We start from the raw sequence: 23274 nt of genomic DNA on the forward strand, positions 1-23274 counted from the left end.
CTCGGTCAAGCGAGCCATGGCGCGGGACAAGGTGAAGCGCAACGTCGTCGAGCTGTGCTCAGTGCCTCAGGGCCAGGCTGGGCGGCCGTCCAAGGCGCTCAGCTTCGCTCAAGTTGAGACGGTACTCAAGGCGGCCGAGGGGACCTCGATGCACGCGTACATCGTCGTCGCCCTGCTCACCGGTGCCCGCACTGAGGAGTTGCGGGCGCTGACCTGGGACCACGTCTTCCTCAAGGGCAGGCTGGACGCCGATCCGCCGCAGCCCCCGCACATCGCCGTGTGGCGTTCGGTCTGGCGCGGCGGGGACACCAAGACACGGAAGTCCCGGCGAACGCTCGCTCTGCCGGCGCGTTGCGTCGAGGTCCTGTGGCAGCAGTTCGAGGACCAGGGTTGGGAGCGGCTCGCCGCTGGCGACAGCTGGGAGGAACACGGACTGGTCTTCTCCTCGGCCGTCGGCAAGCCGCTCGACGCGACCAACGTCCGGCGGGCCTTCCGCCAGGCGCTCAAGGACGCAGAGGGGATCAACGCCGACGAGTGGACACCGCGGGAGCTCCGCCACAGCTTCGTGTCCCTGCTCTCCGACCGGGGCGTCCCGCTGGAGGAGATCTCCCGGCTCGTCGGCCGCTCCGGCACGGACGTGACCGAGGAGGTCTACCGGAAGCAGATCCGGCCCGTGATCCAGACCGGCGCCGTGGACGGCATCTTCAAGCGGGATCCGGAGCGGTAGTCACGCAGATAGACACGTACAACGAATCAGACCCACCTACAAAAGTTCGTAAGTGGGTCCGACCTTGTATTTCTCTGTCGGGGTGGCGGGATTTGAACCCACGACCTCTTCGTCCCGAACGAAGCGCGCTGCCAAGCTGCGCTACACCCCGATGTCGCTGCTGTCGCGGCGACGACGTTTACTTTAGCCCACCGGTGGCTAGAGACGAAATCCGGTTTTACCGCGGTGGCGGATGGGGTTCGGGCGGGCGTGGTCGACGGCCACGAGGAGCACCGCCAGCGCGTAGAAGGAGAGGCCCAGGAGGAGGGCGTTGCCGAGGACGCTCTTGAAGCCGTCCTGGCCGACGTCCAGGAACGGGTAGAGGTAGCGGTCGGGCGTGCCCGGGAGGAGCAGCTCGCCCCGGGTGAGGCAGAAGGCCAGGTAGGCCATGGGGTACAGGAGCCAGGTGCTGGCCTGGCGGAGGTGCATGCGGCCGGGGGACGTGAGCAGGAGCCAGTCCAGTACCGCCGCGATCGGCGTCACGGTGTGCAGCACGGCGTGGGAGAGGGCCTGCCCGCCCGCCGGGGCGGCGGCCTCGCCCGTGAGGGAGAAGGGGCTCGCCGCGTTCATCAGGAGCAGGTGGTGCACCAGGGCCGCGATGACGACGTAGAGCAGCGTCGCTCCCAGGACGGCGCCCGGCAGGGGCCGGCCGGTCGTCCATGCGCGGCGGGCCGAGAGGACCATGACCAGCGCCAGCAGCATGTTGCTCTGGATCGTGAAGTGACTCAGGACCCGGGTCGGGTCGCCGAGGAGCAGTTCGAGTGTCACGCCCCCGGCCGCCGCGAGGGCGATCAGCAGGCGGAAGGCCGCGGCCGCGGGGCGGCGGACCGGGGTGACGACGGCCGTGGCGGGCACGGGGGAGGGCTTCAGTGCCGGCGGAAACGGGATCGCGGGGAGGTCCGGGATGTCCCGGGGTATCGGGGCGGTCATGCCCCCACGCTGGCAGAAACGGACATAGGGGGCGATGTGGGCGGGGCTGTGTGGGTTACCCGGCCCCAGCCGACCTCAGGCCCCGGTCCCGACGGGCTCCAGCCTCAGTCCCGACCAGCCCAGCCGCCAGCCCTGGTTCCGTCCGGTTCCGGTCGCGGTTCGCGGTCCCGGCCAGCCGCCAGCCCTGGCTCAGTCCGGTTCCGGCCGCTAACCCGACCGGCTCGGCGGCCCCAGTCCCGTCCGGCTCTGGCCCAGTCCCGCCCGGCCCCTCCGCGTTACCCCCGCGGGTCCTCGTCGCGCCCGACCAACGTCAGCAACGTGGCCTCAGGCGGGCACCCGAACCGTACCGGCGTGTAGCGGTTCGTGCCGCAGCCCGCCGACACGTGCAGGTACGACGTGTTGCCCTCCGCCCTGTGCCGGGACAGGCCCTTCACCCGGTCCGTGTCCAGGTCGCAGTTGGTGACCAGGGCGCCGTAGAAGGGGATGCACAGCTGGCCGCCGTGGGTGTGGCCGGCCAGGATCAGGGGGTAGGCGTCGGCCGTGAAGGCGTCCAGGGTGCGCAGGTAGGGGGCGTGCACGACGCCCATGGAGAAGTCCGCCGCCTCGGACGGGCCGCCGGCCACCTGCGCGTAGCGGTCCCGTTTGATGTGCGGGTCGTCCAGGCCCGTGAGCTCCACCGAGGCGCCCTCCAGCTTGAGCTCGCCCCGCGAGTTGGTCAGGTTGAGCCAGCCCGCCGCGTCGAAGCCGTCCCGCAGGTCCTCCCACGGGTTGTGCACGACGCCCTCGGCCGGCGCGTTGCCGTTGAGCCCGTGGCGGCCCTGGGCCTTCTCCAGCAGGTAGCGGGCGGGGTTGCGCAGCTTGGGGCCGTAGTAGTCGTTGGAGCCGAAGACGTACGCGCCCGGGAACTCCATCAGGGGGCCGAGCGCGTCCAGGACCTCGGGGACGCCCTCCGGGTCGGACAGGTTGTCGCCCGTGTTGATCACGAAGTCGGGGCGCAGGCCCGCCAGCGACCGCAGCCAGCGCTGCTTCTTGCGCTGGCCCCCGACCATGTGGATGTCGGAGACCTGGAGCACACGCAGCGGGCGCATTCCCGGGGGCAGGACCGGGACGGTGACCCGGCGCAGGCGGAAGGAGCGGGCCTCGAAGCCCGCCGCGTACAACAGACCGGCGGCGCCAGCCGCCGCGATTCCCAGGGGGACTCCGTATCGCGCGCGCATACGACCATCGTGTCAGACCCCGGCCCTTGCCCGTGCCCCTGCGGTGCCCGTGCGGTGCCCGAAATCCCGTGACACCACCGGCCCTTCGGCCGCGGTCTCCTAAATGAAGGGGCGCTCCTCCTCCCGCACCTGCGACAATCGACCCCATGACCACGCTCAAGTCGAAGCTGCAGGACGACCTCAACGTTGCGATCAAGGAGCGCGACGAGCTGCGCTCCTCGACGCTCCGGCTGACGCTCGCCGCGATCACCAAGGAGGAGGTCGCGGGCAAGGAGAAGCGCGTGCTCTCCGACGACGAGGTGCAGAAGGTGATCGCCCGGGAGGCGAAGAAGCGGCGTGAGGCGGCCGACGCCTTCGCGCAGGGTGGCCGGGCCGAGCAGGCCGAGCGGGAGAAGGCGGAGGGCGAGGTCCTCGCCACGTACCTGCCGCAGCAGCTGTCGGACGAGCAGCTCCAGGAGATCGTCGCCCAGGCCGTCGAGGAGGCGAAGGCGGCCGGTGCCGAGGGGCCGCGGGCCATGGGCGCGGTCATGAAGATCGTGAACCCGAAGGTGGCCGGGCAGGCGGAGGGCGGCCGCGTCGCCGCCGTCGTGAAGAAGATCCTCGCGGGCTAGCGAGCCCGGTCCTGTCCCTCCTCCGTTCGAGGGTGGGACAGGACGCCGTCTTGCTCGCGGTCGTGCGGTCGCTTGGTCGTGAGGACGCGAAAGTGTGATTTCTGAGACACCGGCCCAGTGGCGCGTGTTAGCGTCGGCCAGTTCTGAACGCTCGTTCGAATCGAGGGTGGAATGACTGGGTCGAGACGTGTTCTCAAGGCCTCCATGACCGCGGCGGCCGTGGTCGCCGCGACATTGGGCTTTTCGGGGACGGCGGAGGCGGCGGGCAGCTGTTCGGGAAGCCTCATCGATACGTACAACGTCACGGGGGACTACAGCCCCTACACCGGGCAGTACGTCGGCCAGGTCCGGCTCTACTGGGACGGCACGAACAACTGCGCGATCTTCACCAAGTCCGGAGGACCGCTCTACGGCGTGACCACCTCGATGAGCATCAAGCTCATGGCCAACACGTCTCCGGAACGGAGCGACACCGACTCAGGGAACTTCGCGCAGTACGCGGGCCCGGTGAAGGTCGCCGCCGCCGGAAAGTGCGTGAGGTGGGAAGGATCGATCGTGTACAACGGCCGGACCGTCGCGTACGACTCGAGCGGCTGGCAGCACTGCGGCTGACACCGGAAACACCTGACTGGCAGAAGCACCCGGCCCCTTCCTTCACGAGGATCCTCTGAAGGAAGGGGCCGGGTGCTTCGGGTGCGTTCCGTCACGCCGGTCGATCAGCCGAACCGGCCGCCGTTGCCGTTGCCGCCGCCGTTGCTCTGGCCGCGGAAGAAGCCCTCCGGGATGGAGAACGAGGGGGTCGGGAAGGGCTCGCCGCCGCCTCCGCCGTTGTTGTTGCCGCCGACCAGTCCGCCGATGAAGCCGTCGTCGTCGCCGTTACCGCCGTCGTCACGGCCGCCGCCACCGTCGCCGTCCCCGTCACCGCGGTCCCGCGGCTTGCTGTCGGGGATGTGGACGGTGTTGAAGTCCTCGACGGGCTTGCCCTCCAGAGCACCGGACATCATGTCGCCCCAGATCGGGCCGGGGACCTCACCACCGAAGACCTTGCCGTACGACCGGCCGCCGATGGTGATGCCGACCATCTTCCGCTTGTGCGCGGGGTCGCCGACCCAGACCGCGCCCGCCATGTTCGGCGTGTAGCCCACGAACCAGGCCGCGTAGCGCTCGTCCGTCGTGCCGGTCTTACCGGCGCTGGGGCGGCTGCCGAGACCGGCCTTCTTGCCCGTACCGTCCTCGACCACGCCCTTCAGCAGCGCGTTGATCGTGTCGGCGGTGTTCTCCGACATCGCGCGCGAGCAGGTCGACTTCGGCACCTCCAGCGACGAGGTCTTGTCACCGACGCGCCGGCTGACCGACTCGATGGCGACCGGTGTGCAGTACATGCCGCGCGCGGCGAAGGTCGCGTACGCGTTCGCCATGGTCAGCGGGGACATCTCCTGGGTGCCGAGGGCGATGGAGGGCACCTGGGGCATCTTGTCGCCGTCGGCCCGCACGACGCCCATCTTCTTCGCCATCGTCGTCACCGGGCAGATGCCGATGTCGCTGATCATCTGCACGTAGTAGGTGTTGACCGACTTGGCGGTCGCCTCCCGCATGTCGTACGGGCCGACCTCGGAGGAGTTCTCGTTCTCCAGCTTGGCCGGGCTGTTGGGGTCGTTCACCCAGCGCTTGCCGTCACAGGCCGAGACCGGGCTCGGGTACGCCATCTGGTACGGCGACGAGTACACCTTGTTCGCCGGCATGCCGTCTTCGAGAGCAGCGGCGGCCACGATCGGCTTGAACGTCGAACCGGGCTGGTAGCCCATGCCGCCGCCCATGTCGTCGTCGACGGACAGGTTGAGGGTCGTCTCGCCCTCCTTGATGTCGACGCCGTACGGACGCGACTGGCCCATGGCGAGGACCTTGCCGGTGCCCGGCTGGACGAGGGAGACGGCCGTGGCGACCTCGTCGCTCTTGTAGACGTGCTCCTTGATGGACCGCTGCGCCGCCCTCTGGGCCTGCGGGTCCATGGTCGTGCGGATGGTGAGGCCGCCCTGGTTCCAGATCTTCGCGCGCTTCTCCCTGGTCTTGCCGAAGACCGGGTCGGTCAGGAAGACCTCGCGCACGTAGTCGCAGAAGAATCCCGCGCCCTTGACCGCCGTGATGCAGCCGTTCTTGGGCTTGCTGACCTTCAGGCCGAGCGGTGCCTTCATCGCGTCGGCGGCCTGCGCCCGGGAGATGTCGCCGACGGCCGCCATGCGCTGCAACACGGTGTTGCGGCGTTTGGTGGCCTCCGTCTCGTCGTTGACCGGGTCGTACCGGCTGGGCGACTGGACGATGCCGGCGAGCAGGGCCGCCTGCTCCAGGTCGAGGTCCTTGGCGGACGTGGAGAAGTAGCGCTGGGCCGCGGCCTCGACGCCGTAGGCCTGCTGGCCGAAGAACGTGATGTTCAGGTAGTTCTCGAGGATCTTCTTCTTGCCCAGCTCCTCCTCGACCTGGATCGCGTACTTGAGCTCGCGGATCTTGCGGCCGATGGTCTGCTGGGTGGCCTGGGCGACCTTGGTCGGGTCGTTGCCCGCCTCCTCGACGAAGACGTTCTTCACGTACTGCTGCGTCAGGGTGGAGGCGCCCTCCGAGACCCCGCCGGTCTGCGCGTTCTTGTTGAGGGCGCGCAGGACGCCCTTCAGGTCGACCGCGCCGTGCTGGTAGAAGCGCGAGTCCTCGATCGCGACGATCGCCTTCTGCATGTACGGCGAGATGTCCTTGAGGGGGACCACCGTGCGGTCGCGCGAGTAGACCGTGGCGATCTGGCCGCCGTCGGCGTCGAGGATCGTGGTGCGCTGACTCAGCGGCGGGGTCTTCATGGTGGCCGGGAGCTCGTCGAAGCTCTCGACCGATCCCTTGGCCGCAAGTCCCAGCGCGCCCACCGCCGGGAGCGCGATGCCGGCCAGCACGGCTCCCGCGAGGACACTGACACCGAGGAACTTGGCGGCCTGCTGCGTGGGAGACAGACCACCGCCCGAGCGCTTGTTTGGCATGAGGGCAGCCTACGTTCTCATTCGCCGGACAGGCGTATAGGCCTTGGCCTAAGCTGCTCTCAACTGTCACAGCAGTGAGGTCACGTATCAATACGTCCGACGACCCCGAATCGTTCTGGGTGTTCCCCAACTTTTTTGGTGGGGCCGTGTCCGAATCCGCCTTGTGTGTCATACGGCGTCCGTTGTGACGCAGCTGAACTGTCCCGGTTTGCCGGGAAAGTTACGTATGCCGCCAGCTCACTCCCCCGGGTGATCTGCCGCTTACCCATAGTCCGTTCGGGCCATTCAAGATTGGGCCCGAAGGGGGTGTTGCGCTGTGCCCACCTTCCGTAACGTCCTCAACTGGCGGCGGTGAATATGCCGCTGCCGCCGTGGGGGAGCCTCGATTCGGGAGAGGACGGCGCCGGTATGGGCTGGGTAGTCGACTGGAGTGCGCAGGCGGCCTGCCGCACTACCGATCCGGATGAACTGTTCGTTCAAGGAGCAGCGCAGAACAGGGCCAAGGCGGTGTGCACCGGTTGCCCGGTGCGCACGGAGTGCCTGGCCGACGCGCTCGACAACCGCGTCGAGTTCGGTGTGTGGGGAGGCATGACGGAGCGGGAGCGCCGCGCACTGCTGCGCAGGCGTCCCACGGTGACCTCCTGGCGCCGGCTGCTGGAGACGGCGCGCACGGAGTACGAGCGGGGGTGCGGTGTGCTGCCCCTCGACGACGACGAGATCTACGAGAACTACGCGGCGGTGAGCTGAGGAGTCCCCTCGGGAACTCCCCAGGTCCAGGTCTGAGGGCCCTTCCGGGCCCTTCGCCCATCACCTGCGAGTCCTTGGGCCGTGTGCCTTGGTCCTTGGCCGCAGCTCAGGCGCCCTGCGCCCTCGCCGGGTTGCCCTCAGGCAGTCGCCTCGGGCGGTTCCGGCCGGTCGGCGGGGTCGGGCAGCTCGCGCTCGTCGGCCGCGAGCCGGTCGCCGATGGTGCGCAGTCCCGTGAGGTCGTGCACGTCGCCGGGCAGTGCGGCCACTTCCGTCACGGCCACCTCGGGGTGCAGCGCGGTGAAGCGGTCACGCGTGCGCTGCTCACGGGAGAGCAGCTGCATGCGATCGGCGTGCAACCTCAGCAGGCCTGCCGTGAGCTGGTCGACGGACCGCTCGGGGTCCTCGGCGTGCCCGGTGTTCTCGGAGCTCTCGGCGTCTTCGGTGGGGGAGCCACCCTCGGGAGCCGATGCCGGAGCCCCGGCTGGGGTTCCGGGCGTGGGAGAGTCTGAACTGTCCTGTGCGTCGGGGGAGTTACGAAGTACTGCTTTCCCGCCCTCCTGATCCACAATGCGGGGCTCTTCAAGATTTTCCGCGGCGGCGAGCGCCCGCTCGGCCGACAGCCGGTCGGCGCCGCTGCCGTGCACTCGGTTGAGCACCAGACCGGCGAGCGGCATGTCCTCCGCCGCCAGGCGTTCCACGAAGTACGCGGCCTCGCGCAGCGCGTCCCGCTCCGGCGCCGCGACCACGAGGAACGCCGTACCGGGCGCCTGGAGCAGCTTGTACGTCGCGTCGGCGCGGGTGCGGAAGCCGCCGAAGGTCGTGTCCATCGCGGAGACGAACGTCTGGACGTCCTTGAGGAGCTGACCGCCGAGCAGCTTGCCGAGGGTGCCGGTCATCATCGACATCCCGACGTTCAGGAACTTCATCCCGGCCCGGCCGCCCAGCTTCGCCGGTGCCGTCAGCAGCCGGATCAGCCGGCCGTCCAGGAACGAGCCCAGCCGCTTGGGCGCGTCCAGGAAGTCCAGCGCCGAGCGGGACGGCGGGGTGTCCACGACGATCAGGTCCCACTCGTCCCGGGCGCGCAGCTGCCCGAGCTTCTCCATCGCCATGTACTCCTGCGTGCCCGCGAAGCCCGCCGAGAGCGACTGGTAGAAGGGGTTGCCCAGGATGGCGGCCGCCCGCTCGCGGTCCGCGTGCGCCTCGACGATCTCGTCGAAGGTGCGCTTCATGTCGAGCATCATCGCGTGCAGCTCGCCGCCCGCGGAGTCGTCGATGCCCTTCACCCGGCGCGGGGTGTTGTCCAGCGAGTCGATACCCATGGACTGGGCGAGCCGGCGAGCCGGGTCGATGGTCAGGACGACCACCTTGCGGCCCCGCTCGGCGGCGCGCAGGCCCAGGGCGGCCGCGGTCGTCGTCTTGCCGACCCCGCCGGAGCCGCAGCAGACGATGATCCTGGTCCTCGGATCCTCCAGCAGCGGATCGACATCGAGCAGACGCGCCGGCGACAGACGGTGTTGGGCCGGGTCCGGACGACTCATGACATCCCCTGCTTCCGACTCATCATGACGGGCCTTGCGGGCCTTGCCTGTCCGTCCTGGCTCATGACACGCCCTGCTCGCGCAGCTCACGGGCCAGCTCGTACAGCCCCGCCAGGTCCATGCCCTCGGCGAACAGCGGCAGTTCGTGCAGCGGCAGGCCCAGCTCGGCCAGGACCGCGCGCTGCTCGTGCTCCAGCGTGTACCGCTCGGCGTACTCCTCGGCCTGCGCGAGCAGCGGGTCCACCAGCCGCTCGGCGTGCCCGCCGCGCCGCGCCCCGCCGAGCCCCGCGGACGACAGAGACCGCGCGACAGTGGAACGCGGGACCGTCCGCAGGAGTTCCAGGTCGGTCTCGTCCAACACCTCCGGCCGGACCATGTTCACGATGATCCGCCCCACCGGCAGCCGGGCCGACCGCAGCTCGGCGATGCCGTCCACGGTCTCCTGGACGGGCATCTCCTCCAGCAGCGTCACCAGGTGCACGGCCGTCTCGGGCGACTTCAGCACCCGCATCACGGCCTGCGCCTGATTGTGTATCGGGCCGATCTTGGCGAGGCCCGCGACCTCGTCGTTCACGTTCAGAAAGCGCGTGATCCGCCCCGTCGGCGGGGCGTCCATCACGACGTAGTCGTAGGCGAACCGACCGCTGCGCTCCTTGCGGCGCACAGCCTCGCACGCCTTGCCGGTCAGGAGGACGTCCCTGAGGCCGGGCGCGATGGTGGTGGCGAAGTCGATGGCGCCGAGCTTCTTCAGGGCCCGTCCTGCGCTGCCCAGCTTGTAGAACATCTGGAGGTAGTCCAGAAGGGCCAGTTCGGGGTCGATGGCGAGGGCGTACACCTCCCCGCCCCCGGGTGCTACCGCGATTTTCCGTTCCTCGTAAGGCAGCGCTTCCGTTTCGAAGAGCTGCGCGATGCCCTGACGGCCCTCGACCTCGACGAGAAGCGTCCGCTTCCCCTCCGTGGCCAGGGCCAGCGCTAGGGCCGCGGCCACCGTGGTCTTGCCGGTACCGCCCTTGCCGCTGACGACCTGGAGCCTGCTCACGTATTCGAGCCTAACCAGTTCGTGCCCGGGCTACGCGGGAGGCTGTGGACAACGTGGGCCGCGCCCTGTGGACGAACGGGGCGCGACCGGCCGCGTGACCCCCCTCCGCCAGCGGCTAGAGTCGGCCGCATGACCAAGTGGGAATACGCAACCGTGCCGCTGCTCGTCCACGCCACGAAGCAGATTCTGGACACCTGGGGCGAGGACGGCTGGGAGCTCGTCCAGGTCGTGCCCGGGCCGAACAACCCCGAGCAGCTCGTCGCCTACCTGAAGCGGGAGAAGCAGTAGTGGGCGCCGTCGAGGCGAAGCTGGCCGAGCTCGGCCTGAGCCTGCCCGACGTGGTCCCGCCGCTCGCCGCGTACCAGCCGGCCGTGCAGTCCGGGCCGTACGTCTACACCGCCGGGCAGCTCCCGATGGTGGACGGCAAGCTTCCGGTCACCGGCAAGGTCGGCGCCGAGGTCACCCCGGAGGAGGCCAAGGAGCTGGCCCGCACGTGTGCGCTGAACGCCCTGGCCGCCGTGAAGTCCGTCGCCGGTGACCTGGACCGCATCGCGCGCGTGGTGAAGGTCGTCGGCTTCGTGGCGTCGGCCTCGGACTTCACGGGCCAGCCCGCGGTGCTGAACGGCGCGAGCGAGCTGCTCGGCGAGGTCCTCGGCGACAAGGGCGTGCACGCGCGCAGCGCGGTGGGCGTGGCGGTGCTGCCGCTGGACGCGCCGGTCGAGGTCGAGATCCAGGTGGAGCTCGCGTAGCACCCTCTTCGGTGGCCCCAGCTGCGGAATCCGTCCCCGGGGGCCACTCGAACATCCGCCCGTCACGGGATAGCCTCGCGCCCATGGCGAACGGTCAGTGGTACCCCCCGGAGTGGCCGGACCGCATCCGCGCACTCGCGGCCGGCACCCTCACCCCGGTGACCCCGAAGCGCGCGGCCACCGTCATGCTCCTGAAGGACACCGGCAGCGGCACGGCCGTCCACATGCTGCGCAGACGCGCCTCCATGGCCTTCGCCGGAGGCGCGTACGCGTATCCGGGCGGCGGTGTCGATCCGCGCGACGACGACCACCACGTCCGCTGGGCGGGCCCCACGCGCGCGTGGTGGGCTGACCGGCTCGGCGTCGACGAGACGGCGGCCCAGGCGATCGTCTGCGCGGCCGTACGCGAGACGTACGAGGAGGCGGGCGTGCTGCTCGCCGGGCCGGCCGCCGACGCGGTCGTCGGCGACACCACGGGCGCCGACTGGGAGGCCGACCGGGCCGCCCTGGTCGCCCGGGACGTGTCCTTCGCGGAGTTCCTGGACCGCCGCGGCCTGGTCCTGCGCTCCGACCTGCTCGGTGCCTGGACCCGCTGGATCACCCCCGAGTTCGAGGCCCGCCGCTACGACACCTGGTTCTTCGTGGCCGCGCTCCCCGAGGGGCAGCGCACCCGGAACGCCTCCACGGAGGCCGACCGCACGGTGTGGATCGCCCCGAGCGAGGCGGCGGCCGGGTACGACAAGGGCGAGCTGCTGATGATGCCGCCGACGATCGCGACCCTGCGCCAGCTGACGGCATACAGGACGGCCGCCGGGGCACTCGAAGCCGCCCCGGGGCGTGACCTCACGCCCGTCCTGGCCACCGCCCGCCTGGTGGACGGGGAGATCGTGCTCTCCTGGCCGGGCCACGACGAGTTCACCAAGCACATCGCGACCGGTGGAGCCACCGCATGACGGACGCAGCCGCCCTTCCCGGCCAGCCCCGCGGCGGGGTCCTCTCGGGACCCGCCACCGCGCGGGCCGTGAACGTCCTGGCCCCCAATGCCTCGGCGATGACCCTGGACGGCACGAACACCTGGATCCTTTCCGAGCCCGGCTCGGACCTGGCCGTGGTGGTCGACCCGGGTCCGCTGGACGACGGGCACCTGCGCCGGGTCGTCGCCACGGCCGAGCAGGCCGGCCGGCGTGTCGCGCTGACGCTGCTGACCCACGGCCACCCCGACCACGCGGAGGGCGCCGCCCGGTTCGCCGAACTGACCGGCACGCGCGTGCGTGCCCTCGACCCGGCCCTGCGGCTGGGCGAGGAGGGCCTGGCCGCCGGTGACGTCATCACCACCGGCGGACTGGAACTGCGCGTCGTACCCACCCCCGGCCACACCTCCGACTCCCTCTGCTTCCACCTCCCGGCCGACCGGGCGGTCCTCACCGGCGACACGGTCCTCGGCCGCGGCACGACGGTCGTGGCCCACCCCGACGGACGTCTGGGCGACTACCTGGACTCCCTGCGCCGCCTGCGCTCCCTCACGGTCGACGACGGCGTCCACACGGTCCTGCCGGGCCACGGCCCCGTCCTGGACGACGCCCAGGGCGTCGTCGAGTACTACCTCGCCCACCGCGCCACCCGCCTCGCCCAGGTGGAGACGGCCGTCGAGGACGGCTACCGCACTCCGCCCGCAGTCGTGGCGCACGTCTACGCGGACGTGGACCGCTCCCTGTGGCCGGCCGCGGAACTGTCGGTGCGGGCGCAGATGGACTACCTGGAGGAACACGGGCTCATCTAGGCTCCTCGGGGACGCGGCCAGAGCCTCACGGGCGTGGCCAGGGCCAGCGGGCACGGACACGTGCAGAAACGTGGCCAGGGCCTCAGGGACGCGGTGCTTTGACGCCGTGCACGCGCGCGTACTCCCCGGCGAGCCAGGGGCCGAGATCGCCGACGTACGCCGCGAGCACGGCGGCGTCCCCGGCCGGCTCCCGCCCCAGGACGGCCGCGGCCCGCAGCTGCTCACCACGCTCGGGGTAGAACCCGACGAACGCCTCGGCCATCTCGTGCAGGTCGCTGGTCCAGCCGTGCCAGCGGGGCATGACGAGAGTGAAGCCCGTACGGACCAGGTGCCGGGACATGAAGCGCACCAGGGGCCGGCGGGCCTCCTCCGTGTCGTCCGCCTCGGCGATCCGCCGGCGCCAGTGCGGAAGCAGCCGGGCCAGATCGCCGTTGGTCTCGCGGGCCAGCAGCGAATCGGGGCGGTAGCGCGGCAGGTACGCGGCCAGGTCCTCGCCCAGCAGCGGTGTGCACAGGCAGGCGACGAACCACCCCAGGTCGTACCTCTCCACGTCGCTCAGCAGCCGCGCCCGGCTGAACAGCAGGGTGCCGTGCCCGTCGATCTGCCCGAACTCCTCGTCCAGGGCCGCGCCGAGCGCCCGGGCTGCGTCCCGGTCCGCCCCGGTCGGCTGATGGTGCAGGGCGAGCAGCAGGTCGAGGTCGCTGCGGCCCACGCGCGCGGTGCCGCGCGGTATCGACCCGTAGAGGTAGGCGCTGTGCAGCCGGTGCCCGAACACGTCGGTCAGCCGGTCGCGTGTCGCGGTGACGACCGGACGGAAGGCCGGGGGCACGCGTGCGAGGGAGCCCTCCCGGGTGAGGAAGCCCCGCGCGTCGAGTCCAGGGCGGCGGACGGTGTCGCCTGTCATGCGCTCACCGTGTCGCGCACAGGGCCGCCGCGGGGCGCGTTTTCCGCTTTCTGTCTTCCTTGCCTTCCTTGCCTCCCTGACGACGTCGGCCCCGTCTCGTGAGGAGACGGGGCCCGATGACGTACGGCAGGTGGGCGGTCGGGGTGTGGTCAGCGCGAGCGCTTGGCGAGGCGTTCCACGTCCAGGAGGATCACCGCGCGGGCCTCCAGGCGCAGCCAGCCGCGCTGGGCGAAGTCAGCGAGGGCCTTGTTGACCGTCTCGCGGGACGCGCCGACCAGCTGGGCCAGCTCTTCCTGCGTGAGGTCGTGCACGACGTGGATGCCCTCCTCGGACTGCACGCCGAACCGGCGCGACAGGTCGAGCAGGGCGCGGGCGACGCGGCCCGGGACGTCCGAGAAGACGAGGTCGGACATGGCGTCGTTGGTCTTGCGCAGCCGGCGCGCGACGGCGCGCAGGAGCGCCGTGGCCACCTCGGGCCGGGCGTTCAGCCAGGGCTGGAGGTCGCCGTGGCCGAGGCCGAGCAGCTTGACCTCGGTCAGTGCCGTGGCGGTCGCGGTGCGCGGGCCCGGGTCGAACAGCGACAGCTCGCCGATGAGCTCGCTGGGGCCGACCACGGCCAGCATGTTCTCGCGGCCGTCGGGGGACGTGCGGTGGAGCTTCACCTTGCCCTCCGTGACCACGTACAGGCGGTCTCCGGGGTCGCCCTCATGGAACAGCGAGTCACCGCGGGCGAGGGTCACCTCACTCATGGAGGCGCGGAGCTCCGCGGCCTGCTCGTCATCGAGCGCCGCGAAGAGCGGATTGCGCCGCAGAACGTCGTCCACGAGTTCTCTCCTTGTCGACCTGCTCAGGGGATCTTGCTCCCCCGTGTACCGAGGGACCGTGGTGCCCATTTTGTCGGGCGGTCCAAACAGTGTGATCTGTCACAAGGATGCCGCACACGTGTCCCGGGGTACGCGGCAGGGGTCCAATTGGGCGCCGATCTTCAAGGGCCGGGGCGGATGTCTGTGCCGGGCCTTAGGCTGGCCGGGTGTCCAAATCGCCGGTGAGAGCACAGGCCGAGGGGGCTGCGCGGGTGGTTGTACGTCGCAATTCCGCTGTGGGCGAACAGGGCCCCGATGGCGGTAAGAAAACGGCGAAACAGAACAAGACGGAGCCGGTGAAGAAGACGGCGTCCGCGAAGAAGACGGCGTCCGCGAAGAAGACGGCGTCCGCGAAAAAGGCCGCGCCCGCGAAGAAGTCTGCCTCCAAGGCGGGTGCTTCGAAGGCGAGTGGCACGAAGGCGGCTGCTTCGAAGGTGAGTGGCTCGAAGACGTCCGCCTCAAAGACGAGCGGCTCGAAGACGTCCGCCGCCGAGAAGGCCGCCAAGGGCGGCGGCGCTGCCGTGAAGAAGGCGCCAGCGGCCAAGAAGGTCACGGTCGCGCCCAAGAAGGCCACCGCCCGCCTCAAGGGCACCGCCCCTGCCAAGGCCGTCGTCCACCCGCCGGGCGACGAGTCGCCCACCGCCCTGGTCCGCCGGGCCCGCCGTATCAACCGCGAGCTCGCCGAGGTCTTTCCGTACGCGCACCCCGAGCTGGACTTCGAGAACCCGTTCCAACTCGTCGTCGCCACGGTCCTGTCCGCCCAGACGACCGACCTGCGCGTCAACCAGACGACACCGTCCCTCTTCGCGAAGTACCCGACCCCGGAGGACCTGGCCGCCGCCAACCCCGAGGAGGTGGAGGAGATCCTCCGCCCCTGCGGCTTCTTCCGGGCCAAGACGAAGTCCGTCATAGGGCTGTCGAAGGCCCTGGTCGAGGACTTCGGCGGTGAGGTGCCCGGCCGGCTGGACGATCTGGTCAAGCTGCCCGGCGTCGGCCGCAAGACCGCGTTCGTCGTGCTGGGCAACGCCTTCGGCCGTCCCGGCATCACCGTGGACACGCACTTCCAGCGCCTGGTGCGCCGCTGGCGGTGGACCGGCGAGAGCGACCCGGACAAGATCGAGGCCGCCGTCGGCGCGCTCTTCCCGAAGAGCGACTGGACGGACCTCTCGCACCACGTGATCTGGCACGGCCGCCGCATCTGCCACGCCCGCAAGCCCGCGTGCGGCGCCTGCCCGATCGCCCCGCTCTGCCCGGCGTACGGCGAGGGCGAGACCGACCCGGAGAAGGCGAAGAAGCTCCTCAAGTACGAGAAGGGCGGCTTCCCCGGCCAGCGTCTGAAGCCGCCGCAGGCCTACCTGGACGCGGGCGGCACACCGGCGCCGCCGCTGGGGGCCGGATGAGCCGCCCGGACCATGCGGACCGCCGCCCGAGCGGTCCGACGCGCCCCCCTGAGAGCCTGACGCGCCGCCCGTTCAGGGGATCCCGGGCACCCGCGGAACGATCTCGGGGCCGCCGCGCGTTGGATGCGGCAGGACGACGGGGGTGGCGATGACGCGCGCGAGCGACACACAGGACGGCCCGGTGGTGCTGAGCAAGGACGGGCTGCCCGGCTGGCTGGACCCGGTGGTGCACGCCGTGGAGACCGTGCGGCCGAGGCAGCTGAGCCGCTTCCTGCCGCCGGAGGACGGCGCCGGGCGGCAGTCCGCCGTGCTGGTCCTGTTCGGCGAGGGCCCGCACGGGCCGGAGCTGCTGCTCATGGAGCGTGCGAGCTCCCTGCGCTCGCACGCCGGCCAGCCCTCCTTCCCGGGCGGCGCCCTCGACCCGGAGGACGGCGACCCGTCCGGTGACGGCCCGCTGCGGGCCGCCCTGCGCGAGGCGGAGGAGGAGACCGGCCTCGATCCCTCCGGCGTCCAGCTCTTCGGCGTCCTGCCCCGGCTCTACATCCCGGTCAGCGGTTTCGTCGTCACTCCGGTTCTGGGCTGGTGGCGGGAGCCGAGCCCGGTCGGGGTGGTCGATCCGAACGAGACCGCCAGGGTCTTCACCGTCCCCGTGGCGGATCTCACGGATCCCGCGAACCGGGCGACCACCGTCCACCCCAGCGGCCACCGGGGTCCGGCATTTCTGGTCGAATCGGCCCTTGTCTGGGGTTTCACGGCCGGAATCATCGACCGGCTGCTGCACTTCGCAGGCTGGGAGCGGCCCTGGGACCGCGAGAAGCAGGTCCCGCTCGACTGGCGCGCATGACAGGGTGGCCTCCGTGAACGTGCTGGACATCTTGTTGCTGGTCGCCGCCGTGTGGTTCGCGGTCGTGGGGTACCGCCAGGGGTTCGTCGTCGGCATCCTGTCGGTGATCGGCTTCCTGGGCGGCGGCCTCGTCGCGGTGTACGTGCTGCCCGTCGTCTGGGACGCGCTGACGGACAACGCGGAGGTGAGCACGACCGCCGCCGTCGTCGCGGTCGTCGTCGTCATCGTCTGCGCCTCCGTCGGCCAGGCCCTCACCACCCACCTCGGCAACAAGCTGCGCCGGCACATCACCTGGTCCCCGGCCCGGGCCCTGGACGCCACCGGCGGCGCCCTCGTCAATGTCGTGGCGATGCTCCTGGTCGCCTGGCTGATCGGCTCGGCCCTCGCGGGCACGACACTGCCCACGCTCGGCAAGGAGGTCCGCAACTCCAAGGTGCTGCTGGGCGTCTCGCAGGCACTGCCCGACCAAGCGGCCACCTGGTTCGCGGACTTCTCCTCCGTCCTCGCGCAGAACGGCTTCCCACAGGTCTTCAGCCCGTTCTCGAACGAGCCGATCACGGACGTCCGGCCACCCGACCCGGCGCTGGCGAACAGCCCCGTGGCGACCCGCGCCCAGCGTTCCATCGTCAAGGTCATGGGCACGGCCCCGAGCTGCGGCAAGGTCCTGGAGGGCACCGGCTTCGTCTTCTCCGACCGCCGCGTCATGACCAACGCGCACGTGGTGGGCGGAGTCGACGAGCCGACCGTGCAGATAGGCGGCGAGGGCAGGAAGTACGACGCCACGGTCGTGCTCTACGACTGGCGGCGCGACATCGCCGTCCTCGACGTGCCGAATCTCAAGGCGCCCGTGCTGCGGTTCACCGACAAGGACGCGAGCAGCGGCGACGGCGCGATCGTCGCGGGCTTCCCGGAGAACGGGGCGTACGACGTGCGGGCCGCACGCGTACGGGGCCGCATCTCGGCCAACGGCCCGGACATCTACCACCGCGGCACGGTCCGCCGCGACGTCTACTCCCTCTTCGCCACCGTCCGCCAGGGCAACTCCGGCGGCCCGCTGCTCACCCCCGACGGCAAGGTCTACGGCGTGGTGTTCGCCAAGTCCCTCGACGACGCCGAGACCGGATACGCGCTGACCGTGGACGAGATCCAGGAGGACATTACCAAGGGGCGCACCGCCAACCAGCAGGTGGGAAGCGACAGCTGCGCGCTCTAGGCGCGGTGCCGAGGCAACAGGTGCCGGGGCGACAGGTGTCGGGGCGTCACTCGCGCGGGTGACGCCTCAGTCGCGTGTGTGGCGCAGACGTACGGAGACCCAGCGGGCCCGGCGGCGGAGGATGCGCGGGATCCCCACCCTGGGATTCGCGGTCACCATCTGCGGTGCGCCGCTTCGCTGGTGGGGGTTCGTACCGCTCGCCGAGCGGCGATTGCGGGTTGCGTCACTGTAGTCGTGCGTCCAGCCCATACCCCGACGTGTGCCCCCGCCCCATGGTCGATAACCGCGCCAGGAGCGTCCAATTGGCCTATGCGCCGGGCAAGTGGCCGTTCGTAGGACAAGCGTTCACGTGACGAGGTGCCGGTGCGGGGGCCGGGCGGGCAAGGCCGGTCACCGGTCGGGTTCGGGGTCCCGCAGCCAGTTGATGAGCTCCGAGGAGAACGCGACCGGGTCCTCCTCGTGCGGGAAGTGCCCGAGGCCGTCGAACAGACGCCAGCGGTAGGGGGCTTCGACGTACTCGCCGGACCCGGCCGCGCTGCGCGTGCGCATCACGGGGTCGAGCGAGCCGTGCAGATGGAGGGTCGGCACGCGCACCGGCCGCTTCATCCGCCGGTTGAACTGGATGCCGTCCGGGCGGGCCAGGGAGCGCACCATCCAGCGGTACGGCTCGACCGCGCAGTGCGCCGTGGAGGGGATGCACATGGCGCGGCGGTACGTCTGAAGCGCCTCGTCCTCGGGCGGGCGCGGCCCGGACCACTCCTGGATCAGCTCCGCCACGAGCGCCCCGTCGTCGGCGGTGAGCTGCCGCTCCGGGATCCAGGGCCGCTGGAACCCCCAGATGTGTGAACCGGCGCGGCTCTGCTTGACGTCTCTCAGCATGGCCGAGCGCCAGCGCCGCGGGTGTGGCATGGACGAGACCGCCAGCCGCCGCACCAGCTTGGGGCGCATCGCCGCCGCCGTCCACGCGAGGTACCCGCCCAGGTCGTGGCCGACCAGCGCGGCATCCGGCTCGCCGAGGGAGCGGATGACGCCGGTGACGTCGAGCGCGAGGTTGGCGGGGTCGTAGCCGCGCGGCGTGCGGTCGCTGCCGCCGACACCCCGCAGGTCCATGGCGACGGCCCGGAATCCCGCGTCGGCGAGCGCCACCAGCTGGTGCCGCCACGTCCACCAGAACTGCGGGAAGCCGTGCAGCAGCAGCACCAGCGGCCCGTCGCCCAGCTCCGCGATGTGGAAGCGGGCGCCGTTGGCGGCGACGTCGCGGTGGCTCACCTTCCTCCCGCCGGGGACGTCGAGCAGGACGGCCGGAGCCGGTGGTGCCGGGGGTGTGTCGGGGTCCGTCATGAGGACGAGCGTGCCACAGCCTCGATGGCCTCGGGGACCCGGTCCTGCGGGAGCTCCGGGCGCGGGTGCGGCTTGGCCTTCTGCAGCACGACCGCGCTCTCCTTCATCGAGGCGGCGACCTTCTGAGGGCCCTTGCTCTTCTTGGCCTTCTTCGCGAAGGTCACGCCGATCAGCGCGAGCACTCCGGCGACCAGCACGTTCGCCGCGAACGACAGCAGGAAGCAGACCGCGAGGTTCCAGTCGCTCCAGGTGCGGATGCCGTACGCCAGCGCGAAGTTCAGCATCGGCAGGGAGAAGATCAGCACCGCGCCGGCCGCCGAGAAGGCGCCGCCGCTGGTCGCGCCCCGCTTCACGTCCTGCCTGAGCTGCGCCTTGGCCAGCGCGATCTCGTCGTGCACCAGCGCCGACATTTCCGCTGTCGCCGAGGCGAACAGCTGGCCGATGCTGCGTTCGGCGCCGACCGGGCTGCCGTCGGGTGCGCTCATCGCGGTCTCCCTCTTCTGCGTACGGTCCGTTGTCCGCGTCTTGTTCCTGACCCGCCCCAGTCGTCCGGCCGGGCACGGTCCGACTGCGTACGGTCCCGTCTTTTGTACCGTCTCGTCAGATCATGCCGGACGGTGGTGGTCCTCGCCTGCCCCGCCCGGTACTTCGGCAAGCCCGTGGCGCGCGGCTGCCTTCTCCCGGGCGATCCGGCGGTGCTCGGCGGCCTTGCGCTCGTAGAGGGTGGCGAGCCGCAAGTGGTAGGCGGGATCGTCCTCCTCGTAGACGTCCGGGACGCCGTCGGCGTCCTCGTCGCGCTCCTCGTCCGCCCACAGTCGGCGGTACTTGGCGTTCCGCATCTTCAGCAGAACGGTCGCGAGTGTCGCGGCGATCAGCGAGCCCAGCAGGACGGCGGCCTTGACCTCGTTCGTCATCGCCTGATCGCCCTCGAAGGCGAGTTCACCGATGAGCAGCGACACGGTGAAGCCGATGCCGGCGAGACTGGCCACCGCGAACACGTCCGCCCAGGCCAGGTCGTCGCTGAGCGAGGCACGGGTGAAACGGGCCGCCAGCCACGTCCCGCCGAAGATGCCGACCGCCTTGCCGACCACGAGGCCGAGGACGACACCGAGGGTCTCGGGCGTGCTGAACACCTCGGCGAGCGCCCCGCCGGACACCACGACCCCCGCGCTGAACAACGCGAACAACGGCACCGCCAGTCCCGCCGACAGCGGCCGCACGAGGTGCTCGATGCGCTCGCCGGGGGAGCGGTCCTCCCCCTCGCGGCGGTGGCAGCGCAGCATCAGGCCCATGGCGACACCGGCGACGGTGGCGTGGATGCCGCTGTTGTACATCAGCGCCCAGATGACGAGGGCGAGCGGCACGTACACGTACCAGCCGCGGACACCCGCGCGCAGCAGCACCCAGAAGAGCAGCAGCCCGGCGACGGAGCCGCCGAGCGCGGCGAAGTTCAGGTCGGCGGTGAAGAAGACGGCGATGATCAGGATCGCGAAGAGGTCGTCGACGACGGCGAGCGTGAGCAGGAAGGCCCGCAGCGCGCTCGGCAGGGAGGTGCCGATGACGGCGAGTACGGCGAGCGCGAAGGCGATGTCGGTGGCGGTCGGCACGGCCCAGCCGTCCAGGGAGCCGCCGCCGCCGACCGCGGTGAGGGTGTAGACGAGCGCCGGTACCGCCATGCCGCACAGGGCGGCGACGACCGGCAGCGCTGCGGCCTTCGGGTCGCGCAGATCGCCCGCGACGAGTTCGCGCTTGAGCTCGATGCCGGCGACGAAGAAGAAGATCGCCAGCAGTCCGTCGGCGGCCCAGTGCGCGACGGACAGGTCCAGGCCGAGGGCGGCGGGGCCGATGTGGAAGTGGGAGACGCTCTCGTAGCTGTCGTGCAGCGCGGGGATGTTCGCCCAGAGCAGCGCGGTGACCGCGGCGGCGAGGAGCAGCACCCCGCCGACGGTCTCGGTGCGCAGCGCGTCCGCCACGTACGTCCGCTCGGGCAGCGACAGCCGGCCGAGGACCTTGCGGGGGGTGGTGGGGCGGGGCGCTGTCACGGGGGAGACCTCCGGTGGACGGGCAGGGCGGAATCACCTGCCGACCAGACTTCCCGGCGCACCTTGGAACACTTGTTTTGCTTAGTTTAGGTAAACGTACAGCAGCGCGCATCCGGTGGTCTTCGCCGCCGCCGGGGCGCGCTCACGGAGGGCACCCGATGATCGGGTGCCCGCCGTCGGTTCCGTCATGCCGGTGCCGCGATCAGTCCTCGCTGGGCGCGGCGGGCAGCTTGGACTGGATGAGGTCCATGACCGTGGAGTCGGTCAGCGTCGTGACGTCACCCAGCTGCCGGTTCTCGGCCACGTCGCGCAGCAGACGGCGCATGATCTTGCCGGAGCGGGTCTTGGGCAGCTCGGCCACCGGCAGGACCCGCTTGGGCTTGGCGATCGGGCCGAGGGTGTTGCCGACGTGCGTGCGCAGTTCGGCGACCAGGTCCTCGGTCTCCGAGGCCGTACCGCGCAGGATCACGAACGCGACGATCGCCTGCCCGGTCGTCTCGTCCGCCGCGCCGACCACGGCCGCCTCGGCGACCGACGGGTGCGAGACGAGGGCCGACTCGACCTCGGTGGTGGAGATGTTGTGCCCGGAGACGAGCATGACGTCGTCGACCCGGCCGAGCAGCCAGATGTCGCCGTCGTCGTCCTTCTTGGCGCCGTCACCGGCGAAGTACTTGCCCTCGAAGCGCGACCAGTACGTGTCGATGAAGCGCTGGTCGTCGCCCCAGATGGTGCGCAGCATCGACGGCCACGGCTCGGTCAGCACGAGGTAGCCGCCACCGCCGTTGGGCACCTCGCCCGCCTCGTCGTCGACGACCGTCGCGGAGATGCCGGGCAGCGGCGTCTGTGCCGAGCCGGGCTTGGTCGCGGTCACGCCCGGCAGCGGGGTGATCATCATCGAGCCGGTCTCGGTCTGCCACCAGGTGTCGACGACCGGGGTGCGGTCGCCGCCGATGTTCTTGCGGTACCAGATCCACGCCTCGGGGTTGATCGGCTCGCCCACCGAGCCCAGCACGCGCAGGCTGGACAGGTCGAACTTGGCCGGGATGTCGTCGCCCCACTTCATGAACGTACGGATCGCGGTGGGCGCGGTGTAGAGGATCGTCACGCCGTACTTCTGGACGATCTCCCAGAAGCGGCCCTGGTGCGGGGTGTCGGGCGTGCCCTCGTACATGACCTGCGTCGCGCCGTTGGCGAGCGGGCCGTAGACGATGTACGAATGGCCGGTGACCCAGCCGACGTCGGCCGTGCACCAGTAGACGTCCGTCTCCGGCTTGAGGTCGAAGACCGCGTGGTGCGTGTAGGCGGTCTGTGTGAGGTAGCCGCCGGAGGTGTGCAGGATGCCCTTCGGCTTACCCGTGGTGCCCGAGGTGTAGAGGATGAACAGCGGGTGCTCGGCGTTGAACGCCTGCGGGGTGTGCTCGGTGCTCTGCCGTCCGACCAGGTCGTGCCACCACACGTCGCGGCCTTCGGTGAAGGCGACTTCCTGGCCCGTGCGGCGCACGACCAGGACGTGCTCGACGATGCCCGCCTTCTCGACGGCCTCGTCGACGGCCGGCTTGAGCGCGGACGGCTTGCCGCGCCGGTAGCCGCCGTCGGAAGTGATGATCACGCGCGCGTCGGCGTCCTGGATGCGGGTGGCGAGCGCGTCCGAGGAGAAGCCGCCGAAGACGACGGAGTGCGCGGCGCCGATCCGGGCGCAGGCCAGCATCGCGATCGCCGTCTCGGGGATCATCGGCATATAGACGGCGACCCGGTCCCCGGCCTGAACTCCCAGCTCCAGCAGTGCGTTGGCCGCTTTGGAGACCTCGTCCTTGAGCTCGGCGTAGGTGATGGCGCGGCTGTCGCCGGGCTCGCCCTCGAAGTGGATGGCGACCCGGTCGCCCTGCCCGGCCTCGACGTGCCGGTCGACGCAGTTGTAGGCGACGTTGAGCTCGCCGTCCTTGAACCACTTGGCGAACGGTGGGTTCGACCAGTCGAGCGTCTCGGTGGGCTCCTTGGCCCAGGTCAGCCGACGGGCCTGCTCGGCCCAGAAGCCCAGCCTGTCAGCCTTGGCCTGTTCATACGCCTCCGCCGTGACGTTGGCGTTCGCGGCCAGGTCGGCGGGGGGTGCGAACCTGCGCTCTTCCTTGAGCAGGTTGGCCAGGCTTTCGTTGCTCACGGCATCTGCCTTTCCCAGGGTGTCCGTTGTGTCCCAGGCCACAGCTCATCAGACCCGGGGGTGCGATGACAAGGGCCGACCGCCGATTGGTTTAGACCTGTCGGACGGTGCTGTC

The 23274-nt window shown here is 70.7% G+C and carries 22 protein-coding genes, 1 tRNA gene and 1 pseudogene; 11 read left to right on the plus strand and 13 right to left on the minus strand.

Annotated elements, in window-relative coordinates:
* Nucleotide 1: 1 nt before the first annotated feature.
* Nucleotides 2-727 (plus strand): annotated as a pseudogene (locus OO68_RS22315) (site-specific integrase); the annotation flags it as partial.
* A gap of 77 nt (nt 728-804) precedes the next feature.
* On the opposite strand, the gene OO68_RS22320 reads toward OO68_RS22315, so the two are convergent.
* The 3 genes from OO68_RS22320 to OO68_RS22330 form a co-directional block, all read right to left on the minus strand.
* Nucleotides 805-878, minus strand: a tRNA-Pro gene (locus OO68_RS22320).
* 47 nt (nt 879-925) lie between these two features.
* Entirely contained in the window at nt 926-1696 is a 771-nt protein-coding gene (locus tag OO68_RS22325; protein WP_033310173.1) for a Pr6Pr family membrane protein, read from the minus strand.
* A gap of 275 nt (nt 1697-1971) precedes the next feature.
* Nucleotides 1972-2913 (minus strand): metallophosphoesterase, encoded by a 942-nt coding sequence (locus OO68_RS22330; RefSeq protein WP_033310174.1) that lies wholly within the window; start codon nt 2911-2913, stop codon nt 1972-1974.
* A gap of 146 nt (nt 2914-3059) precedes the next feature.
* Between OO68_RS22330 and OO68_RS22335 the strand changes: the two genes are divergently transcribed.
* Together OO68_RS22335 and OO68_RS22340 are read left to right on the plus strand one after the other, a co-directional pair.
* Nucleotides 3060-3524 (plus strand): GatB/YqeY domain-containing protein, encoded by a 465-nt coding sequence (locus tag OO68_RS22335; protein ID WP_033310175.1) that lies wholly within the window; start codon nt 3060-3062, stop codon nt 3522-3524.
* 204 nt (nt 3525-3728) lie between these two features.
* The gene (locus tag OO68_RS22340; protein ID WP_051814765.1) at nt 3729-4136 is read left to right on the plus strand and encodes a hypothetical protein; all 408 of its coding nucleotides are present in this window, start codon (nt 3729-3731) and stop codon (nt 4134-4136) included.
* 104 nt (nt 4137-4240) lie between these two features.
* On the opposite strand, the gene OO68_RS22345 is transcribed toward OO68_RS22340, so the two are convergent.
* On the minus strand, nt 4241-6541 hold the full coding sequence (locus tag OO68_RS22345; RefSeq protein ID WP_033310176.1) for a transglycosylase domain-containing protein: 2301 nt from the start codon (nt 6539-6541) through the stop codon (nt 4241-4243).
* 408 nt (nt 6542-6949) lie between these two features.
* On the opposite strand from OO68_RS22345, the gene wblA reads away from it, so the two are divergent.
* Complete coding sequence (gene wblA / locus OO68_RS46895) at nt 6950-7288, plus strand: transcriptional regulator WblA (protein ID WP_030846174.1); 339 nt, start codon at nt 6950-6952, stop codon at nt 7286-7288.
* Nucleotides 7289-7425: 137 nt separating this feature from the next.
* On the opposite strand, the gene bagB is transcribed toward wblA, so the two are convergent.
* Both bagB and bagA read right to left on the minus strand, forming a co-directional pair.
* Entirely contained in the window at nt 7426-8826 is a 1401-nt protein-coding gene (gene bagB / locus OO68_RS22355) for an ATPase BagB (protein ID WP_033310177.1), read from the minus strand.
* Between the two features lie 61 nt (nt 8827-8887).
* On the minus strand, nt 8888-9865 hold the full coding sequence (bagA, locus tag OO68_RS22360) for an ATPase BagA (RefSeq protein ID WP_033310178.1): 978 nt from the start codon (nt 9863-9865) through the stop codon (nt 8888-8890).
* A gap of 129 nt (nt 9866-9994) precedes the next feature.
* Here bagA and sp36 point away from each other — a divergent pair, with 129 nt between their 5' ends.
* The 4 genes from sp36 to OO68_RS22375 all read left to right on the plus strand — a co-directional run bounded on the left by sp36 (nt 9995) and on the right by OO68_RS22375 (nt 12394).
* A complete protein-coding gene (gene sp36, locus OO68_RS45595; protein WP_003991873.1) occupies nt 9995-10153 on the plus strand; it encodes a Sp36 family protein in 159 nt (52 codons plus the stop codon).
* Nucleotides 10153-10614, plus strand: a complete 462-nt coding sequence (locus tag OO68_RS22365) for a RidA family protein (protein ID WP_031115991.1) — start codon at nt 10153-10155, stop codon at nt 10612-10614. Before sp36 ends, OO68_RS22365 begins: the two co-directional genes overlap by 1 nt.
* Nucleotides 10615-10697: 83 nt before the next feature.
* The gene (locus OO68_RS22370) at nt 10698-11567 is read left to right on the plus strand and encodes an NUDIX hydrolase (RefSeq protein WP_033310180.1); all 870 of its coding nucleotides are present in this window, start codon (nt 10698-10700) and stop codon (nt 11565-11567) included.
* Nucleotides 11564-12394, plus strand: coding sequence for an MBL fold metallo-hydrolase (locus OO68_RS22375; RefSeq protein ID WP_033310181.1), 831 nt, complete (start codon nt 11564-11566; stop codon nt 12392-12394). Before OO68_RS22370 ends, OO68_RS22375 begins: the two co-directional genes overlap by 4 nt.
* An 82-nt stretch (nt 12395-12476) precedes the next feature.
* Here the strand turns inward: OO68_RS22375 and OO68_RS22380 are convergent, their stop codons facing one another.
* Nucleotides 12477-13298: a hypothetical protein gene (locus tag OO68_RS22380; protein ID WP_033310183.1), complete on the minus strand. Its 822-nt coding sequence runs from the start codon at nt 13296-13298 to the stop codon at nt 12477-12479.
* Between the two features lie 149 nt (nt 13299-13447).
* The gene (locus tag OO68_RS22385) at nt 13448-14122 is read right to left on the minus strand and encodes a Crp/Fnr family transcriptional regulator (RefSeq protein WP_020129286.1); all 675 of its coding nucleotides are present in this window, start codon (nt 14120-14122) and stop codon (nt 13448-13450) included.
* 335 nt (nt 14123-14457) lie between these two features.
* Between OO68_RS22385 and nth the strand changes: the two genes are divergently transcribed.
* The 3 genes from nth to OO68_RS22405 all read left to right on the plus strand — a co-directional run bounded on the left by nth (nt 14458) and on the right by OO68_RS22405 (nt 17618).
* Nucleotides 14458-15561 carry an endonuclease III gene (gene nth, locus OO68_RS22395; RefSeq protein WP_078625405.1) on the plus strand — a complete coding sequence of 368 codons (1104 nt, stop codon included), beginning with the start codon at nt 14458-14460 and terminating at the stop codon, nt 15559-15561.
* 148 nt (nt 15562-15709) lie between these two features.
* Complete coding sequence (locus OO68_RS22400) at nt 15710-16405, plus strand: NUDIX hydrolase (RefSeq protein WP_033310465.1); 696 nt, start codon at nt 15710-15712, stop codon at nt 16403-16405.
* Between the two features lie 13 nt (nt 16406-16418).
* Nucleotides 16419-17618: a MarP family serine protease gene (locus OO68_RS22405; protein ID WP_033310467.1), complete on the plus strand. Its 1200-nt coding sequence runs from the start codon at nt 16419-16421 to the stop codon at nt 17616-17618.
* 66 nt (nt 17619-17684) lie between these two features.
* Here OO68_RS22405 and OO68_RS47760 read toward each other — a convergent pair whose 3' ends face one another.
* From OO68_RS47760 to acs, 5 genes are all read right to left on the minus strand, one after another.
* On the minus strand, nt 17685-17867 hold the full coding sequence (locus OO68_RS47760; RefSeq protein WP_078625406.1) for a hypothetical protein: 183 nt from the start codon (nt 17865-17867) through the stop codon (nt 17685-17687).
* A 141-nt stretch (nt 17868-18008) separates the two neighbouring features.
* On the minus strand, nt 18009-18959 hold the full coding sequence (locus OO68_RS22410; protein ID WP_033310186.1) for an alpha/beta fold hydrolase: 951 nt from the start codon (nt 18957-18959) through the stop codon (nt 18009-18011).
* On the minus strand, nt 18956-19444 hold the full coding sequence (locus OO68_RS22415) for a phage holin family protein (protein ID WP_033310187.1): 489 nt from the start codon (nt 19442-19444) through the stop codon (nt 18956-18958). The genes OO68_RS22410 and OO68_RS22415 overlap by 4 nt, the downstream gene beginning before the upstream one ends.
* Nucleotides 19445-19564: 120 nt before the next feature.
* On the minus strand, nt 19565-21001 hold the full coding sequence (gene nhaA / locus OO68_RS22420; protein ID WP_033310188.1) for a Na+/H+ antiporter NhaA: 1437 nt from the start codon (nt 20999-21001) through the stop codon (nt 19565-19567).
* Nucleotides 21002-21203: 202 nt separating this feature from the next.
* A complete protein-coding gene (gene acs / locus OO68_RS22425; protein ID WP_033310469.1) occupies nt 21204-23159 on the minus strand; it encodes an acetate--CoA ligase in 1956 nt (651 codons plus the stop codon).
* Between the last annotated feature and the right edge of the window lie 115 nt (nt 23160-23274).

Source organism: Streptomyces iakyrus, from assembly GCF_000717055.1.
GTDB classification, from domain to species: domain Bacteria; phylum Actinomycetota; class Actinomycetes; order Streptomycetales; family Streptomycetaceae; genus Streptomyces; species Streptomyces iakyrus.